Below are 17349 nucleotides of genomic sequence, written 5' to 3'. Positions count from 1 at the left end.
GTATGCATTTGCTTTCCCCTGTTGCCATACATAGAAATTCACGAAAAAAAATTTTCCTTTCGAAAAAGGAAAATTTTCTTCTATATTAATGACTTTAAATACCGTTTATCAATCGCTGTTTCATGTGAAAGAGCTGACAAATATTCTTCTTGTGCTTTTTGTATTTCATCTACAATCGCACCCTGACTATCCACTTCTTTTCCGAGCTCATCATACGTACGGTGAATAGCTTTTTGAATCATTGATAATTGGAAACTATCCATATCACTTCCTCCTTTACGCATTACATAATAGCCAGTATATGCGCGCTGGAGGAGTTTTATACTATGAATTACGCGGTGGACGTTTTCCGAAGTATTGGTAGTAATCTGTACGGATAAATCCGTTAAACAGTTTACGCTTCTTCGACGCATCTTTTCCGTAACACTTCTCAAATGCTTCGTAGCTTGTTAATACATACGCTGACCATGTATCTAATGGGCGGAATACTTGTCCCATTTCTTTATACAGTTGTTCAACGAGTGCTTTTTCACTTAAACGTTCTCCGTATGGAGGATTCGTTACAACGTAGCCATAATCCTCTTTTGTTGTAAAATCTTTTACCTGCATTTGTTTAAATGTAATTAAATCACCTAAGCCTACTTCTTCTGCGTTATCTTGAGCAACTCGAATCATACGATGATCAATATCTGATCCAATGATTTGTAATCGTTGATTATAGTTCGCTAAATCTTCAGCTTCTTGACGCGCTTCACGCCAGTTTTGTTTACCTACCCAGCCCCACTCATCTGATGCGAAACCACGGTTAAATCCTGGCGCAATATTTTGTCCAATTAATGCTGCTTCAATCGGAATTGTACCTGATCCACAGAATGGATCAACAAATGGACGATCTGGCTTCCAGTTTGTTAATTTAATTAAAGACGCAGCTAATGTTTCTTTTAACGGAGCTTCCCCTTGATCCATACGGTATCCACGTTTATGAAGTCCAACACCACTCGCATCAATTGTTAATGTTGCAATATCCTTGAGCATTGCAATCTCGATACGGAATAACGGACCATCTTCTTCAAACCAAGTTGTACGTTTATATGTTGTTTTTAATTTTTCAACGACAGCCTTTTTAACAATACGTTGGCAATCCGAAACACTGAATAATTCAGATTTTAAAGATTTACCGATAACAGGGAACTCGCCATTCTCTGGAATATAATCTCCCCAGTTTAATGCTTTCGTTTTTTCAAATAGCTCATCAAATGTTGTTGCTTTAAATTCGCCAACTTTAATTTTTACACGATCCGCAGTACGTAACCATAAATTCGTGCGACAAATCGCCTTTTCATCTGCTTCAAATGTTACTTTGCTGTTTTCTACTTGACATTCATAACCAAGATCGCGAACTTCTCGGGCAACTAACGCTTCAATACCCATTGCCGCTGTTGCAATTAAAGTAACTTTTCCCATTTGCATTCACCTCTTATGTATATTCAAACAATAATTAATAGCAATTGTTCCTATTAATCATTACATTTTGCGAAAAATTTTCTCATTAACCATTTTAACTCATACTTTATAACTTCATACAAATAAAAAGCCCTCCTCTAACAAAGGAGAGCTGAGTTATTTCATAGTTGGTTCATAACGTTCTGTAAGCCATGTTCTGTTCCTTTGTACTACAAACGGCCCACGCCTCGTACTCCGGTGGCAATCATCTATCTACAGGTTATAAAACCTGTCCTTTCCCGTCGTTCATTTCCTTGGAAAAGATTCCCCTACCATTATTTGGGTTTCTCGCTCGTGGGGTTTACCTCGTTCCACTCCTATCATTTCTTCAAGGACTTCGTCACTGTGGCACTTTAAAGGTAGTCAAACCATATCCGAAAGGACTTAGGTTTTTTCCCTGCCGTTAAACCAGCCTTACAGCCAGAATACCCTAGCTTATGAATTGGCTAGGCACGAACACTACAGCCATCTCAGGCCGTGCGAGCATGGACTTTCCTCTACAACGTTGGCGTTGCAGCGATTACCCAAACGTTATGACATCCATTAGTATAGTGGAAACAAAAAGATTTTGCAACGTTTTTTTCTATGTAAAATGCTTAAACCTTTTCCCACCTTACATCATTCGTATAACTTACTTCCAAATACAGCTTTTTCTAAGTTAGATAAGCGTTTTAAAATATCCGTATTCGTGTTGTTATAAACCGGTTGTGCGACTGGTGTTTGTACAGGTTGTTGTGGAACTTGCGTTACTGCTAGTTTTTGTTCCTCTAATTCACGCTTTAAACGAGCATTTTGTTGCTTTAATTGCTCAAACTCTTTGTGGAAAGCTTCATAGTCTTTAATGATCATATCAAGAAACTTGTCTACTTCTTCTTGCTGATAACCTCTCATACCTGTTTTAAATTCTTTTTCTAAAATATCTTTTGCTGTTAATTTAATTTTATCCGAAATCATTTTCTTCACCTCAAATTTTTACCAAAACTTTCATTAACTAAATTTTTTCAGAAACAATGCTTTTTGTCAATCATATATACGAGTACTATATTACATATTACTCTGCATTATTCCACTGTTCCTCTTCTATTATATCTTGTAAATCAGAAAAAAGAATGAAATAACTGTGATAATTTTCTATTTCCCCTTTTTTCTTTGCTGCTTCTACAATATATTTGGGACTTCCTGGTTTTTCTTCATCGTATACCGCTAAAAGTGCATCACTTTTTTCAATAAAAAATTGATTTTTTAATTTAAATTGCTCTGGGCTTTCATACTTCCGTTTCGTGATACTATCAACATGGTCTGCTTGAGAAAGAATAAATTCGTAATATTCACGATTATCTTCTTTCCAATTTTCTTCTTGTTCTAAAAACGGAGTGAATACCGCTAATTTTAAATCTGGATATTCTACTTGAATTTCAAAAACAACTTCAGCAGCCCATAATTCTACACCTAACTGGCCGCTTATTATAACCCACTCTAAACCATCTTCTACAAAAGTGGTTAATTTACGGTGTAATGCCTTTTTTATACACCCCACCCCTGGATGATCATTTTTAAATATTCCAAGTTCAAATGGCTTATATCCTGTTACTGCAATAACTTTCATATCAACACTCCAATTACAAAAAAAGAACTAGCATTTCGCTAGTTCTAACATATCATTTACTTTTTAAATATTCCACCAACGTTTGGTCCGATATTTGGACCTACTGGTGATACATTGTTTGGTAAAAACGGTGATACATTTGGTCCTGGTCCAAACGGTGATACATTCGGTCCTGGCCCAAATGGAGATATTTGATGACCGTGGTGATGATGACCATGGCCACACGGTCCACATCCACCGCCGAATCCTGGGTCGATTGGGTCCACAACATTTACATTTGAATTTGTTTGTGGGAAGAAGTTTTGGTTTTTAATTTGTTGATGATGTACATGTGTTGTATGTGTTGGGAAAATGTGTGGCACCACCGTAGTTGAAAAAGAGTGTGTTACGCATTGTTTCGTCGGATGAACGACAGGAGCAGTTGTACAAATAGGTCCTACAGGCTTATGCCCTCCAAAACAAGGATGACAATGATGCATAGTTTTTTCTCTCCTCTCTCGTTAAAAAAATCTGATTACACTTTACAGTATGAGAAAAGAGAGAAAGCCGCTTGTTATATATACCCATTTATTACAAGGAAATTTGTCTAGTCCTTTATTTCATATACAATACTTTCATAGACAACTCTTCAACATTACTTACCAAAAAAGCCTCCAACTTGCTTTACAATACCTGTCACCTGATTCATCGCATTCATCATTTGTCCAGCTGTATTCATCATTTTATTTACATCATAGTTACCATCGGATGTTTTAAATTGAGAAACAAAACTAGAAAACTGACTTGGCTGTTGTTGCTTTTGTTTACTTTGCGTCGGGTACGGCTGTTTTGGTGGATAAAACATCGCTTGTTGATTAGCATAGGGCGATGGTGGTGGCATATAATATTGCGAATTCATATAAGGCTGCTGTTGTTGATTCATGTATGGTTGCTGAGCTTGTGATTGTTGAGCTTGATTCACATGAGGTTGCTGCTGTTGTGGTTGTTGAGCCTGATTCACATAAGGTTGCTGCTGTTGTGGTTGTTGAGCCTGATTCACATAAGGTTGCTGCTGTTGTGGTTGTTGAGCTTGATTCATAAATGACACTTCAAACGGTTGATAATAATTTTGATTTCCATAATAAGGCTCGAAAGGATACATATTATACCGTAAATATGTATCCGTATTATATTGGTACATATTTTGCTGTGCATATGGATTTGTTTGCTGATATACGTTAGATTGTTGAAACATGCATTCTCTCCTCCTTTACATAAGTTTCTACATATATAATATGTACCTATAAAATAATATGTGTGATGGAGTATCTGTCTATTTTTGTCGGAAGTTTAAATTTTTAAAAAATTAAAAAAGAAAACCCTTCCATGCTATGATAATTAAGAAGAAGATTCTCATGGGGGAGGAATCAACATGGTATTAGGGGATTTAAAACAAGCGTTTTCTCAAAAAAAGGGGTATTGCACAGAGAATGCAAATGAATTATTAGACTTTGCGAGACATTGGTATCTCGAAGGAAAAATATGCATTTCAGATTATCGAACATTAATAAAAGAATTAGAAATAAACGGCGCAACAAAACCTACAACAATGACAGAAGCATAAAAATAACAAGAGGGTTCTCCCTCTTGTTATTTACATTGCTCAACTATATTTTGCAAAGTATACGAAATGGCTTGGTGTGTTTCAAAGAATCGTTTACCTTTACCTTTACCTTTATTTACAAAGCATTGTAACACATTCGTTTGTAAATTATCGTATACTTGATCAATTTGCTGTACATGTATATACTTTGGCTTTTCTTCTTTAATCCACGTATAAGCTAATTCTTTCCACTTCTTTAATTCCTCATCTACCATGTCTACAAATGGTTTCATATCCTTATAAAAGTCGTATTCGATTAGCTCTCTTTTTTTTATATTCGCTTCATTATTATACTGCATGAGTTTTTCTGAAGACTGTATTAATGCTTCATTCTTCATCTCTTTCCCACCTTATTATGCACTCACTACGACGTTTTGAAATGTCTTTACCCAATTCCCTTTTTCTTCGTGATGCACTAATTTATTTTCCATATGTTCAATATGCATTTCTGTTATTTCTATCTTATTACATATTTTTTCACTCGCATCCTTTAATGCATGATTCATTCTAATCCCTATATTCATTTCCAGCAAATCGAGAGAACTTAACATTTGATCCATTTTTTTCATTACATCTTCCTTCTGAACCATCGCCATATACAAAACGCCTCCTTCTTTGCTTTTCCTTTGTCATGTAATTTCGCCGAATGATTCACCACTCCTGCCCACATGACAAAACTAGTTGTTATTCGTCAAAGAAATCATTTCGTATGTCATTTATAGAAATGGTAACAATACAAAAAGGAGGTGTAGTACAATGGCAAAGAACAAAAATGAAAAAAAGAAAAAACAAAACAAACAACAAAATAAACCCGAGACTGGCAATCCAAAGCTAGATGGTCCAAACTTCCCTGCTACATAAAGCCAGACTTTATTACGTATGGTTAAATTTCAAGTCACCCTTAATCTCCTACTAGCATTAAGTTTTGAGATTAAAGTCGTAGCAAGCATAGCAGGCTTATTTCAAATTAAGAAGTCCCGTCTTCAAAATGGAAGACGGGACTTCTTTTTCATTATATCATGAACTCATCCATCCTTTTAACGAAACGATTTACGATAGATATCCTATAGATTTGTTCCCTCTTTCTCCTATACCATTCTGTTATATTAACTTCCTCTTTAGGTTCTTCAAGTACAAATAGCACATCCATTTTCATATTTGCACAAAACCAATCTCTCATTTCTATTTCTTCATGTAAAACAACAGGATAACTATCTCTAAGTGCTGGCGTACACGATTTTCTAGTTTCCTTTGAGTAAAATTCATAATCTTCTCTAGACCCAGTATGTGTAGTTTGCAATGCAAACTTATAAAACGAACCATTATAAATTGGATGAAACAATAACCATGCTAATTTTTTTCCCAGTTCTATACGCTGTTGTAACGTTTCAAATTGATAAACCGAAAATCCATACATTCTCCCTTCAATTGTTGGGAAGATAACTGCACTAATATGAAATCTTTCTTGTACTTTAAAAAGTGCAGTATGGAATACATGTTTTTTAAAATATGTGCTCTCAATGACTGGTTTTTGAATTTTATTTTGTTCATTTATAATAAGTGCTGTTATAAGCCTATTCATATCTCTTTTCTCCCAGAAAAGTAACCATTCTTTTTCCATAAAAATTGATACGCTGAAATATTGCAACAAATGAAAGAGAGGTGTACGTCTCTTCTTACTTTCCTCATACAATAATAGCTGAGGAAAGGCATCTAAGAAAATAATCCAATTAGCTTGTTCGTACAGAAGAAATAAATGTTTTTTTACCGTTTTAGGTAAAACAGTAGCATAATATCTCCCTTCTAAATCGGTCATATTCCATCCCGCATTTCTCGAAACCATACTCGCTAAAAAGGCCCACCTGATTTCACTATTTCTTAAATAATATTCTTGATAAGATTGTGTCCGAGAAATATTGTCCACATTAGCTATTTCTGTTTTCTTTTTAATATTGCGAATGATTGCTTTTTCTTCCTCTGTACAAAACTTTTTTTCTCGATTTTGTTTAATTTTCATATAATCATTCCATGTAAACATAAATAAGTCATCATACCTTTCATCAAAAAGGTCACATCTTTTTTCATTTTTTGATATAATCACCTTTGTAAGTAATTCTTAGTAAGTTGGGAGTGGACACACTATGACCATTCGTTACCCAAATGGAAAAAGGTATAATCAAGCTTCACAACCTCAAAAAACACCTATAAAAACACATACTTATAGCAACAGAGGTATGTCCCTTGAAGAGGAATTGAATGAAACAAATCAATATTACTTAACCCATAATATTGCATGTGTACATAAAAAACCTACACCTCTTCAAATTGTAAAAGTAGATTACCCCGCTCGAAGTGCTGCAGTGGTAAAAGAAGCGTATTTTAAACAACCTTCTACAACAGATTACAACGGTGTATACAAAGGGAAATACATCGATTTTGAAGCAAAGGAAACAAAAAATAAAACTAGTTTCCCACTTCAAAACTTCCACCTTCATCAAATAGAACATATGAAGCAAGTGGTTGCTCATAATGGAATTGCATTTGTCATTATTAAATTTACACTTTTTGATGAATTTTATTTATTAGATGCAAAACATATTATTGCATTTTGGAATCGTCAAAATACTGGTGGACGCAAGTCGATTACGAAAGAAGAAATAGAAGAGCATGGATCCTTATTATCATGCGGTTATCACCCTCGGATTGACTATATCCGTGTACTAGACACGGTTTATTTTTCGTGATAGAGTCATCACTAAGGCTCTTTTTTCGACTTTTGGGGGAGAGAATGAAAGGTAGGAGAAAGTATAATGTCAGATAATTATCGTTCTCGTACAGAACGAAATCATGTGAAAAATCAAGAGAAAAAAACACATAAAGAAGAAAAACCAAAGAAAAAAGGCTCCTTTTTCAAGAAATTCCTTATAGGTTGTCTACTTCTTGGTATCGTTGGTCTCGTAGCCGGCGTTTCCGCTTTCTTTGTTATGGTAAAGGACGCTCCAAAATTAGACAAATCCAAACTTGTTAATCCTTTATCAACAAAGTTTCTTGATAAAAACGGGAATTTCTTCTATGAATACGGTGCTGAAAAACGAACGCATGTTACTTATGATCAAATTCCAAAAGTAGTTGAAAATGCATTCCTTGCAACTGAGGATTCGCGTTTCTATGATCATAATGGAATTGATTTTAAACGAACTACAAAAGCAGTTATGGAAAATGTCACTGGTGGTTTCGGTTCCCAAGGTGGTAGTACGATTACACAGCAAGTCGTTAAAAACTATTTTCTAACGATGGACAAAACTGCTAAGAGAAAAGTACAAGAGTGGTACTTATCTTATAAATTAGAGCAACAATACTCTAAACATGAGATTTTAGAAATGTACTTAAATAAGATTAATTTAGGTAACCGTTCATATGGTATTGCGACAGCAGCGCAAAAATATTATGGTAAAGATTTAAAAGACTTGCAATTACATGAAGCTGCTATGCTCGCTGGTTTACCCCAAGGTCCAAACATTTATGATCCAACAAAAAAGGAAAATGTTGAACGAGCAACAAATCGTCGTAATGTTGTATTATCATTAATGAATCGACATGGTTATATAACAAAAGAAGAAATGAATAACGCCGTTAAGATCCCAGTAACAGAGGGCCTTCAACCGTCTTCAGAAGTAACTGAGATGAAGTATCAAGCATTTTTAGATGCGGTTGTAAAAGAAGTTGAAAAAGAATATCCTGATGTAAATATCGGTTCAGATGGTTTAACGATTCATACAACACTTGATCAAGATGCTCAAGATTACGCTGACAAAATTATGGATGGCAATCTTATTAAGTATCCGGACGATCAATTCCAAGGGTCATTCGTATTTATGGATACACAGTCTGGAGAAGTTCGAGCAATTGGTGCTGGACGTAAAGAAAGTAAGTCTACTTTCAAAGGTCATAATATGGCAACTGATTTAAAACGCCAAGTTGGTTCAACAATGAAACCAATTTTCGACTACGGTCCGGCAATTGAAAATTTACAATGGTCTACATACCATCAATTAAACGATTCAGAGTATACGTATTCCAATGGTAAAAAAATACAAAATGCAACAAAGAGCTACAAAGGTGACGTTTCACTACGTGAAGCTTTGAAAAAGTCATTAAACATTCCAGCTTTAAAGACAGCACAAACAGTTGGTCTTAATAAGTCAAAAGAATTCGCTGAAGGTTTAGGCATGACCTTTAAAGAAGGAAAAGTCTACGAATCAACAGCAATCGGTAGTAACGAGGGGTCTCCATTGGAAGTAGCAGGTGCATATGCAACCTTCGGTAATAGTGGTAACTATAATAAACCACACTTCGTAAAAGAAGTAACCTTCCCGGACGGGAAAAAGAAAAGCTTTAAACCTAAGGAACAACGCGCAATGCAAGACTATACAGCTTACATGGTTACTGACGTTCTTCGTGACGTAGTAAAACCTGGTTCTGGTGGTACAGGTCCAACAGCATACGTTTCAGGTGTTGACGTAGCAGGTAAAACAGGAACACAAAACTTTGATGCATCAGTTCTTCAAAAATATGATATCCCAGCTGATGCAAACAGAGATAGCTGGTTTGCTGGATATACACCACAATACACAATGGCTGTTTGGACTGGTTACGAAAAAGATGGTCCAAAAAATTATGTTAGTGATCGCTCCACTAGAATTGCACAGCAAATGTTCCAAATAATGATGAGCAAATTCGCTACAGATAAATCACGCTTTGAACGTCCTTCTTCTGTACAAGAAATAAACGGAGAGTTATACGTTAAAGGTGCGAAAAAAGATGCAATTAAACAAATTAAAGTAGATGCCCCTAGTGGTCTGAATGTCACTTTTGATGGCGCTAGCACAGTTACACTAAACTGGTCTGGACCAGCAGAAGTGGATGCATATGCAGCCAGCTATAAAGCAACTGACGGTTCAAGTGGTAGCCTATCAATAAGTGGTACGACAGCTACTCTTGGTGGTATTAAACCAGGTGTTACTTACAGCTTCTCTGTAGTAGCGAAAAAAGGCACTGGAACAAGCCCAGCAGTTGGTGCATCCTTCACTGCGCCTGGCGGAACTCCAGATGCGAAAAAAGCTGAAGAAGAGGCTAAGAAAAAGGCCGATGAAGAAGCTAAGAAAAAAGCTGATGAGGAAGCCAAGAAAAAAGCTAATGAAGATAAAGTAAAACAAGACGAAGCTAAGAAAAAAGCTGAAGAAGAGGCTAAGAAACAACAAGAACAGCAGCAACAACAAGAACAACAACGTAAACAACAAGAAGAAGCTCAAAAGAAAGCTGATGAGGAAGCTAGAAGAAAAGCTGAAGACGAAGCTAAGAAAAAAGCTGAAGACGAAGCTAAGAAGAAAGCTGAAGAAGAGGCCAAGAAGAAAGCTGAAGACGAAGCTAAGAAACAACAAGAACAGCAACACCAAAATCCCGGAGGAGATACACCTCACGCAGACGGTACTGTTGTTACAACAGAGTCTTAATAAACAAAAAAAGAAGTCTGTTTCTCTTAACGAGAAGCGGACTTCTTTTTTGTTATCATTTTCTTTACATACAGCTTTTCTATTTCGATATATAACTGCGCTAATTGAATATAAGAATGATAATTACTCGGTTTCTTTATAATAAATGAATATCTTTCCATAAAATTAACAGGTTGCACTTTTAATTTATTCGTATTTATTTGTATTTCATTCAAACTATGAACAGGTTGCTCATTTAGCCAATAGACAACCGATAACAAGTGAGCTGCAAAAAGAATCATTGGCCCCTCAGCCTCTTGCTTATCTCTATTTCGAAACAGTATAGCAATGTCTTCATGCTTATTTTTCCATACATTCAACACTGCTGGAATGCTGTTTTCAATTTCCTTCCATGGCTCATACTGTCTTTCAATATCAAATATAAAATAAGTATTTTGTATTATTTCTTCAAAAGACTCGTCTGTATGATACTCAATTGAATTTACGCTTTCTTTAAAAAATGGTAAGCAATGAAATTCTTTCGGTATTTCTATAACTCGCTCCATCCTTTATTTCACCTTCATTCGCTTCTTTCCTTCACGACATACTTCTAACAGCCTGCACTCCTCACATTGCGGTCGTTGTGCTTTACAGTGATAACGTCCAAAGAAAATCATACGATGATGCGTAACCCCCCACTCATCCATCGGTACTTTCTTCATTAACGTTTTTTCTACTTCTAACACAGAGTCTTTCCATCTGCAAATCGCTAATCGTTTACTCACTCGCTCCACATGTGTATCAACAGCAATTGCCGGAATCCCAAACGCTACGGAAACTACAACATTCGCTGTTTTCCTTCCTACACCTGGTAATTTCGTAAGTTCATCTCGATCGCTCGGTACTTCCCCATTATAGTCATCTAATAACATTCGACATAATTTTTGAATGTTTTTTGCTTTATTTCTATACAATCCGATAGAGCGTATATCTTGTTGTAATTCTTCTAGAGAAACACTTAAATAATCTTCTGGTGTTTTATATTTTTGAAATAAATTTCTTGTCACTTTATTTACAAGTACATCTGTACATTGTGCAGATAACGCCACCGCGATTACAAGTTCAAATGGATTGTCATGAACCAATTCACAATGTGCTTCTGGATACATATCCGCCATTGTGTCTAAACAATAACGGATTTGCGTTTTGTTAAGCATATTTCCCCTCCTATATTACTGCTCCAACCAATTATAAAAAGGCACTTTTCCAGTAAATTTCGTCTCTTGTTTTGTCATTTGTTGTGCTCTTTGTTGATTCGCTCTAAATTTTTGACCTTGATTTTGAGCCTGATCTACCGTTTTAATTCCATTCTTTTTCCACTCAAATAAAATACGATCAATATATCGGAAATTTAGTTTTCCACTCATTACAGCTTCTCTAAGAGCCGCTTGAATTAAATTTGGATGATGTTGATCTTGGTCCTCCCACATTCCTAACGTTTCACATTCGAACGGCGAAAGTGGTCTTCCAAATTCTTTTTCGAATACTGTATATAAATTTACTTGCAGCTGTTTTTTTTCTTTTTGCTCTTCCTCTATTGATTCATCCATTAAGAAATGTAATATTTTTTCCCATAACGGTTGTAAAGAATAACTTTCGCACATCATCGCTTCTGATCTTTGTCCACCTTCTAGTGATAAAAAACCTTTTTGAATCAACGCTTGAATTACTTCCATACATTTCATTTCTGTTATCGTCATCCGTTCAGAAATCTCTGAAGGAGTCGGAAACGAATTACCTGATTCTAAAAATGTATGTACATGAAGTACAACCATAAATTCCGTCTCATTTAAACCTAATTTTTTATAATGCATCATAAGCAATTTTGGAATTGCAATGCTTCCCTGCTCAAACCACTGTAACATCATTTTCTTTTTCATCACCAAACACCTCGCTCTCTAGTATAACACACCTTTAGCTATTTCTTTTTGCCACAATTCGTCAAAAAAACCTCCCCATTAATAGGGAGGTTTTGTATATTACATGAACGAAATATACAATTAAGCTTGCACTTTACTTTTCATAAATGTATGGATGCGTTCCAATGCTTTCTCTACTTGTTCAAGAGATGTCGCATATGATAAACGAACATTATTTGGAGCACCAAATCCTGTACCTGGTACAAGAGCCACTTTTTCCTCTTCTAATAGAGCTTTTGCCCAATCATCAACTGTTGCATATCCTGATAAAGCTACAGCTTCTTTTACGTTAGGGAATAAGTAAAATGCACCTTGCGGTTTAATACAAGTAAAGCCAGGGATTTGAATTAATTTATCATAAATGATGTTTAATCTCTCTTCAAAGGCTTGACGCATTGTTTCCACAGGTTCTTGTGAGCCTGCATATGCCGCAATTGCGCCGTATTGAGCGATTGAAGTAGGGTTTGACGTACTATGACTCGCTAAGTTCGTCATCGCTTTAATAAGCCGCTTATTTCCTGCAGCATATCCAATACGCCATCCTGTCATAGAATGAGATTTAGATACACCATTAATAATAAGTGTTTGTTCTTTTAATGCATTAGAAAGCTGGGCAATTGAAATATATTCTACGCCACCATAAATTAATTTTTCATAAATTTCATCAGAAACGATTAAAATATCATGTTCTAAACATACTTCTCCAAGCTGTTGTAATTCTTCTTTGCTATAAATCATTCCTGTTGGATTGCTCGGTGAATTAATAATAACTGCTTTCGTTTTCTCTGTAATTGCCTCACGCAGCTGCTTTGCTGTAATTTTGTACTCATTGTCTTCTAAACCTTCTACATAAACCGGCTTACCGCCAGCAAGCTTTACTTGCTCTGGATAGCTTACCCAGTAAGGAGTTGGGATGATAACTTCATCTCCCTCATCAAGTAATACTTGGAATAATGTATATAATGCATGCTTTGCGCCATTACATACAATAATTTCAGATGGATCATACGCAATACCTTGATCGCGAGTAAATTTCTTCACAATTTCTTGTTTTAACGATTGTAATCCACCTGTTGGTGTATACTTCGTATGCCCTTCTAACATCGCTTTATGTGCAGCATCCATAATATGCTCTGGTGTATTAAAGTCAGGTTCCCCTGCCCCTAATCCAATTACATCATGCCCCTCTGCTTTTAATGCTTGTGCCTTTGCTGTAATCTCTAAAGTTGAAGACGGTGTTAAAGCAGCTACTCGCTTTGCTAATTTCATTTGTAGTTCCCCCTACATCTATTTTTCAATGCTATATCGTCTTAAAAATTTTCCATCTTTAAATTCAAGATAGTAATAACTATAACGATTGTCATCATCAATATATGTAACTTCCCATAGTGGTACATCATTTTCAAAGCCTAATTTTACTTTCATAATCTCTTTCGGCTTACTTTTTGATTCCTTACTTTCATTGCCGACTTGTTCTACTGTTCTTTGTATAGCCTCTTTTTCAGAAATACCTTCGCTCTTTTTCCTTACTACAGTATCCCCTTTTTTCTCAGGCACCCAAACGATAAGTTGTTCTCCCTTTTCATCTGTACCTTGCACGACTATATATGCAGATTTTCCGTTGTAATAATCAACAGATTTCACCTTTGTAAGCTTTGCTTTTTCTTTAGCAATTTCTACAAATTTCGACTCTTTTGGAATTTTCTTTCCCATCGCTTTATTATAAACATACGCCCCATATATTCCGCTAGCAACGATAACAATAATGATTGCAAAGATCCACTTTTTCATTGTATCGCTACGTTCTGTAAATCGTAAATACAGCTGTTTCTTTATCTTTTTCGTCTAATGCTAGTCCGAACATGAGGTCCTGCTCTTTTAACGTACGATTCAAACTATCAACAATTTTATACAAATCAGACGAATATTTAATACGCGTCGTTGATAGTACTTCGATTTTCTTCTCCATGAAAAAACTCCTCCATTACACAAAAATTTCTAATTATAGAAGAACGCAATGCGGTTACAATAAGAGTACATTCTTTACAACCCCTGCTTCATCACCCATCTATTATAGCAGGACATGTACAGCAAAAAAAGGTTTCAAGTCGAAAACCAACACATTTTGTATACAAGAAGTAAGAAAAATAAAATTCCTCCTACCCACATTTTTTACGCCTGAAGTTTATAAGCACTTCAGGCGTATTTTTCTTCCATTTTTATTCATTTAATGGTTCTTCTAATTGTACTAATAATTCTTCTAATGGCCCTTCATAAAGAGGTACGTTAGGGATCGATTGTAGAAATCGTTTTCCATAGGAAGAACTCGTCAAACGACGATCTAACACTACTACCGTTCCTGTATCTGTATTCGTTCGAATTAAGCGGCCGAATCCTTGTTTGAAACGTAATATTGCTTGTGGCAACGCTAATTTAGCGAATACATCCTCACCTTGATTTTTTAGCCACTCACCTTTCGCTTCCATCATAGGCTGATGAGGAGGCGTAAATGGTAGACGGACAATAACAAGACAACTTAAGGCATCTCCTGGAATATCTATTCCTTCCCAGAAACTGCTCGTCCCTAATAAAATTGATTTGTCGAACTCTTGAAACTTTCGAATTAAGCGGCTTCGACTTCTATTATTCACACTTTGGGTGAGTAATAAATAACCCTCTAATTCATCATTATTTTTTAAATTCGCATACGCTTCTTTTAACATTTCATACGAAGTGAATAAAACGAGCATTCTGCCTTTTGTGGCTTTTGCTATCTTTGCAATATGTTCCGATACAGATTCAATATATCGCTCATTACTTACTTGCTTAATAAAAGGTACATCCGTTGAAACCATTAATTTCATCTGTTCATCATAACGAAATGGTGACGGAACCTTTAAAGTATTTGGAGCGAAATCATGTAAACCAAGTTCCTCTTTTATATAATCAAACGTATCGTTAACTGTTAGTGTTGCGGATGTAAAAATAACACTCTTTTTTTCTGTTAAAAATTCATCAGCAAATCTTTCACCAATATGGACAGGCTGTGCGTATAGAACTGTTGAATGAATTGTCCCTTTCGTTTCAGTCTCCATCCAAGTTACATACGAATTCTTTTCTAATACGAGTAACTGTAATGATTCTGCCATCTTTCTCAGCAACTCAATTAAATGCATAAATTCACCTGTTACAACATGCATCTCCCATTCTAACTTACTTTGCAATATATCCACTTGCTTCTCAAGAGCAGTTACTACCCTTCTTAATTCATATATAAAACGATTTGTTAATTCGACGATACTATCCCACAACTTACCTTTTTCTAGTTCTGCGTTATACCTATAGATGAGCGGCATATTATTCGTTCCTTGCTCTTGCTTTGTTTGTTTAAATATAAAAGTACGTAACATTTGGAAGAGTTCATCCGCATCAAATTTAAGTTCCTTCAAACTATAACTTATCATACGGAAAGTTGAACGAGATGCTTGCTCTGATTTTTTCATCATTTTATATACTTTGGAGAGTACATCTTCTGTTTCTAGCGTCCCAAGACGAGATATAACCAATTGAAAATACATACAAGAGAACTGTTCACCCAATGTTCTACTCGCAGCTTCTTCAATATGGTGAGCTTCATCAAAAATAATATGTTCGCATGAAGCAAACAACGGTTCTTCACTTGAAAAATCTTGAAATAATAACGCATGATTTGTAATAACGATATCTGCAAATAAAGCTTTATTCTTCGCTCGCTGATAAAAACAACGACTAAACCAATTACTTTGCATACCGCCTGGACTATACGCATCGCTACAAATACGATTCCAAAGTAACTTTCCGCCCTCAGGAATATTTAATTCGTCTCGATCACCTGTTTCAGTTTGCAATAGCCAAACTAAAATCTTCGCCTTCGTAAGTGCCATATCATAATTTTTTTCTTCCTCTTGCAAAGCATACTCAAATTTATGTAAGCATAAATAATGCTTTCTTCCTTTTAGAAGAGCTGCCTCAAATGAAAATGGCATTATTTTTTGTAATAACGGAATTTCTTTTTCTAATATTTGTTGTTGGAGTTGTACCGTTTGTGTACTTATAATGACAGGTTCTTCTTTTCTCTTTGCAAAATAAAGACTAGGAAGCAAATAAGCAAGAGTCTTTCCTGTTCCTGTACCGGCTTCAATTAGTGAAAAACGAGAATCTCTTAACGCCGTATATATCTCTTTCATCATCAGTTGTTGACTTTCTCTTCTTTCAAACTTTGGCATATGTGATTCCAATTTATCCATCGTTTTATTCAAGAAGGCATCAAACTTTGATGAACACGTTTCTCCAAGGTTTAAGGAATAGTTCCGCTTTTTCAGCGCAATATTTCGATGTATTTCATACTCCGCTATATCTTCTTTACCGTGCATTACTTTCTTTAAAATATTTTCAGAAAGCACATCAGCTATGTCACTTTGGAATACATCGCTTAATTCATAAAGCGATTGCAACGTGACAAGTGGTAACTTTTCAATTTCATTTAAAAATTGTAAAAATAATTCCGCTGTTGCAAGAGCATCACTATCCGCACGATGTGGTTGATCGTGCTCTAGTTCATGCTTCTTAGCTAAATCACGTAATTTATAACTATCAGCTGTCGGCAAAAGAATTTGTGCCAATTCAACCGTATCAATTTTCGGACAATGAATTTCTGTATATCCAGCCTGTCTTAATTCTTCATTTAAAAAATTCCAATCAAAGTGAACATTATGCGCAACGAAAGCCGCACCTTGTAATAGCTCAACAATCATCGGGGCTACATCTTGAAATAACGGGGCTTGTTTTACAAGACTTTCATCAATCCCTGTTAATTCTGTAATAAATGGTGGGATCTCTCTCTTTGGGTTAACAAAAGACGAAAAAATCTCCAATATCTCTCCATCTTCTACTACAACAGCTGCAATTTGGGTAATTTTATCCTTCCCATCTTTCCAGGAGTTCCCTGTCGTCTCTAAATCAACAACGACATAACGCTTACTCATATATGTAACACCTCAATTTCTTACCTTTCAAACAACAATAATTTATATAATGTTACTATACCACGTTTTATCTCATCTTAATGAAAAGATGCACAAAAAAGCT

Annotated in this window: 19 protein-coding genes and 1 other RNA gene; 3 read left to right on the top strand and 17 right to left on the bottom strand. The window is 35.6% G+C overall.

Features of this window, described 5'->3' with window-relative positions; translation table 11 throughout:
* Positions 1-80: 80 nt before the first annotated feature.
* The 7 genes from JFU02_RS27305 to JFU02_RS27275 form a co-directional block, all read right to left on the bottom strand.
* Entirely contained in the window at positions 81-263 is a 183-nt protein-coding gene (locus JFU02_RS27305; RefSeq protein ID WP_000376895.1) for a DUF3921 domain-containing protein, read from the bottom strand.
* A 61-nt stretch (positions 264-324) separates the two neighbouring features.
* Entirely contained in the window at positions 325-1464 is a 1140-nt protein-coding gene (locus JFU02_RS27300; RefSeq protein WP_000521232.1) for a THUMP domain-containing class I SAM-dependent RNA methyltransferase, read from the bottom strand.
* A gap of 180 nt (positions 1465-1644) precedes the next feature.
* Positions 1645-2035, bottom strand: an RNA gene (rnpB, locus tag JFU02_RS27295) — RNase P RNA component class B.
* Between the two features lie 86 nt (positions 2036-2121).
* Positions 2122-2457 carry a cell division regulator GpsB gene (gpsB, locus tag JFU02_RS27290; RefSeq protein ID WP_000622431.1) on the bottom strand — a complete coding sequence of 112 codons (336 nt, stop codon included), beginning with the start codon at positions 2455-2457 and terminating at the stop codon, positions 2122-2124.
* Between the two features lie 97 nt (positions 2458-2554).
* A complete protein-coding gene (locus JFU02_RS27285; RefSeq protein ID WP_000862926.1) occupies positions 2555-3109 on the bottom strand; it encodes an SLOG family protein in 555 nt (184 codons plus the stop codon).
* Between the two features lie 56 nt (positions 3110-3165).
* Entirely contained in the window at positions 3166-3588 is a 423-nt protein-coding gene (locus JFU02_RS27280; RefSeq protein ID WP_000546292.1) for a CotD family spore coat protein, read from the bottom strand.
* 155 nt (positions 3589-3743) lie between these two features.
* Positions 3744-4343 (bottom strand): YppG family protein, encoded by a 600-nt coding sequence (locus tag JFU02_RS27275; RefSeq protein ID WP_000487715.1) that lies wholly within the window; start codon positions 4341-4343, stop codon positions 3744-3746.
* Between the two features lie 177 nt (positions 4344-4520).
* On the opposite strand from JFU02_RS27275, the gene JFU02_RS27270 reads away from it, so the two are divergent.
* Positions 4521-4712: a YppF family protein gene (locus JFU02_RS27270; protein WP_000242652.1), complete on the top strand. Its 192-nt coding sequence runs from the start codon at positions 4521-4523 to the stop codon at positions 4710-4712.
* A 26-nt stretch (positions 4713-4738) separates the two neighbouring features.
* Here the strand turns inward: JFU02_RS27270 and JFU02_RS27265 are convergent, their stop codons facing one another.
* The 3 genes from JFU02_RS27265 to JFU02_RS27255 form a co-directional block, all read right to left on the bottom strand.
* Positions 4739-5089: a YppE family protein gene (locus JFU02_RS27265; protein WP_201071907.1), complete on the bottom strand. Its 351-nt coding sequence runs from the start codon at positions 5087-5089 to the stop codon at positions 4739-4741.
* A gap of 15 nt (positions 5090-5104) precedes the next feature.
* Entirely contained in the window at positions 5105-5347 is a 243-nt protein-coding gene (locus tag JFU02_RS27260) for a hypothetical protein (RefSeq protein ID WP_001252036.1), read from the bottom strand.
* Positions 5348-5763: 416 nt separating this feature from the next.
* Positions 5764-6789, bottom strand: coding sequence for a DUF2515 domain-containing protein (locus JFU02_RS27255; protein WP_097820775.1), 1026 nt, complete (start codon positions 6787-6789; stop codon positions 5764-5766).
* 103 nt (positions 6790-6892) lie between these two features.
* Here JFU02_RS27255 and recU point away from each other — a divergent pair, with 103 nt between their 5' ends.
* A complete protein-coding gene (gene recU, locus JFU02_RS27250; protein WP_000155599.1) occupies positions 6893-7495 on the top strand; it encodes a Holliday junction resolvase RecU in 603 nt (200 codons plus the stop codon).
* A 66-nt stretch (positions 7496-7561) separates the two neighbouring features.
* Entirely contained in the window at positions 7562-10264 is a 2703-nt protein-coding gene (locus JFU02_RS27245; protein ID WP_001283104.1) for a PBP1A family penicillin-binding protein, read from the top strand.
* A gap of 26 nt (positions 10265-10290) precedes the next feature.
* Here JFU02_RS27245 and JFU02_RS27240 read toward each other — a convergent pair whose 3' ends face one another.
* The 7 genes from JFU02_RS27240 to dinG all read right to left on the bottom strand — a co-directional run bounded on the left by JFU02_RS27240 (position 10291) and on the right by dinG (position 17246).
* Complete coding sequence (locus JFU02_RS27240; RefSeq protein WP_000442660.1) at positions 10291-10809, bottom strand: YpoC family protein; 519 nt, start codon at positions 10807-10809, stop codon at positions 10291-10293.
* A gap of 3 nt (positions 10810-10812) precedes the next feature.
* On the bottom strand, positions 10813-11460 hold the full coding sequence (nth, locus tag JFU02_RS27235; protein ID WP_000933035.1) for an endonuclease III: 648 nt from the start codon (positions 11458-11460) through the stop codon (positions 10813-10815).
* Positions 11461-11475: 15 nt separating this feature from the next.
* The gene (gene dnaD / locus JFU02_RS27230) at positions 11476-12183 is read right to left on the bottom strand and encodes a DNA replication protein DnaD (protein ID WP_000728542.1); all 708 of its coding nucleotides are present in this window, start codon (positions 12181-12183) and stop codon (positions 11476-11478) included.
* Between the two features lie 120 nt (positions 12184-12303).
* Positions 12304-13491, bottom strand: coding sequence for an aspartate transaminase AspB (gene aspB, locus JFU02_RS27225; RefSeq protein ID WP_201071905.1), 1188 nt, complete (start codon positions 13489-13491; stop codon positions 12304-12306).
* Positions 13492-13509: 18 nt separating this feature from the next.
* On the bottom strand, positions 13510-14013 hold the full coding sequence (locus tag JFU02_RS27220) for a cell wall elongation regulator TseB-like domain-containing protein (protein WP_000758741.1): 504 nt from the start codon (positions 14011-14013) through the stop codon (positions 13510-13512).
* 7 nt (positions 14014-14020) lie between these two features.
* Positions 14021-14191 (bottom strand): YpmA family protein, encoded by a 171-nt coding sequence (locus JFU02_RS27215; protein WP_000412179.1) that lies wholly within the window; start codon positions 14189-14191, stop codon positions 14021-14023.
* 250 nt (positions 14192-14441) lie between these two features.
* Complete coding sequence (gene dinG, locus JFU02_RS27210) at positions 14442-17246, bottom strand: ATP-dependent DNA helicase DinG (RefSeq protein WP_000044955.1); 2805 nt, start codon at positions 17244-17246, stop codon at positions 14442-14444.
* Between the last annotated feature and the right edge of the window lie 103 nt (positions 17247-17349).

This window comes from Bacillus sp. TH13, assembly GCF_016651175.1.
In the GTDB taxonomy this organism is placed as follows: domain Bacteria; phylum Bacillota; class Bacilli; order Bacillales; family Bacillaceae_G; genus Bacillus_A; species Bacillus_A thuringiensis_S.
The sequence above is the reverse complement of the archived record's forward strand: the minus strand, read 5'-3'. Positions and strand labels throughout refer to the sequence as shown.

Bases quoted from the DNA above. Each gene is read 5' to 3' on its own strand.
- JFU02_RS27305 (WP_000376895.1), bottom strand. From the start codon at position 263: ATGGATAGTTTCCAATTATCAATGATTCAAAAAGCTATTCACCGTACG.
- JFU02_RS27300 (WP_000521232.1), bottom strand. From the start codon at position 1,464: ATGGGAAAAGTTACTTTAATTGCAACAGCGGCAATGGGTATTGAAGCG.
- gpsB (WP_000622431.1), bottom strand. From the start codon at position 2,457: ATGATTTCGGATAAAATTAAATTAACAGCAAAAGATATTTTAGAAAAA.
- JFU02_RS27285 (WP_000862926.1), bottom strand. From the start codon at position 3,109: ATGAAAGTTATTGCAGTAACAGGATATAAGCCATTTGAACTTGGAATA.
- JFU02_RS27280 (WP_000546292.1), bottom strand. From the start codon at position 3,588: ATGCATCATTGTCATCCTTGTTTTGGAGGGCATAAGCCTGTAGGACCT.
- JFU02_RS27275 (WP_000487715.1), bottom strand. From the start codon at position 4,343: ATGTTTCAACAATCTAACGTATATCAGCAAACAAATCCATATGCACAG.
- JFU02_RS27270 (WP_000242652.1), top strand. From the start codon at position 4,521: ATGGTATTAGGGGATTTAAAACAAGCGTTTTCTCAAAAAAAGGGGTAT.
- JFU02_RS27265 (WP_201071907.1), bottom strand. From the start codon at position 5,089: ATGAAGAATGAAGCATTAATACAGTCTTCAGAAAAACTCATGCAGTAT.
- JFU02_RS27260 (WP_001252036.1), bottom strand. From the start codon at position 5,347: ATGGCGATGGTTCAGAAGGAAGATGTAATGAAAAAAATGGATCAAATG.
- JFU02_RS27255 (WP_097820775.1), bottom strand. From the start codon at position 6,789: ATGTTTACATGGAATGATTATATGAAAATTAAACAAAATCGAGAAAAA.
- recU (WP_000155599.1), top strand. From the start codon at position 6,893: ATGACCATTCGTTACCCAAATGGAAAAAGGTATAATCAAGCTTCACAA.
- JFU02_RS27245 (WP_001283104.1), top strand. From the start codon at position 7,562: ATGTCAGATAATTATCGTTCTCGTACAGAACGAAATCATGTGAAAAAT.
- JFU02_RS27240 (WP_000442660.1), bottom strand. From the start codon at position 10,809: ATGGAGCGAGTTATAGAAATACCGAAAGAATTTCATTGCTTACCATTT.
- nth (WP_000933035.1), bottom strand. From the start codon at position 11,460: ATGCTTAACAAAACGCAAATCCGTTATTGTTTAGACACAATGGCGGAT.
- dnaD (WP_000728542.1), bottom strand. From the start codon at position 12,183: ATGAAAAAGAAAATGATGTTACAGTGGTTTGAGCAGGGAAGCATTGCA.
- aspB (WP_201071905.1), bottom strand. From the start codon at position 13,491: ATGAAATTAGCAAAGCGAGTAGCTGCTTTAACACCGTCTTCAACTTTA.
- JFU02_RS27220 (WP_000758741.1), bottom strand. From the start codon at position 14,013: ATGAAAAAGTGGATCTTTGCAATCATTATTGTTATCGTTGCTAGCGGA.
- JFU02_RS27215 (WP_000412179.1), bottom strand. From the start codon at position 14,191: ATGGAGAAGAAAATCGAAGTACTATCAACGACGCGTATTAAATATTCG.
- dinG (WP_000044955.1), bottom strand. From the start codon at position 17,246: ATGAGTAAGCGTTATGTCGTTGTTGATTTAGAGACGACAGGGAACTCC.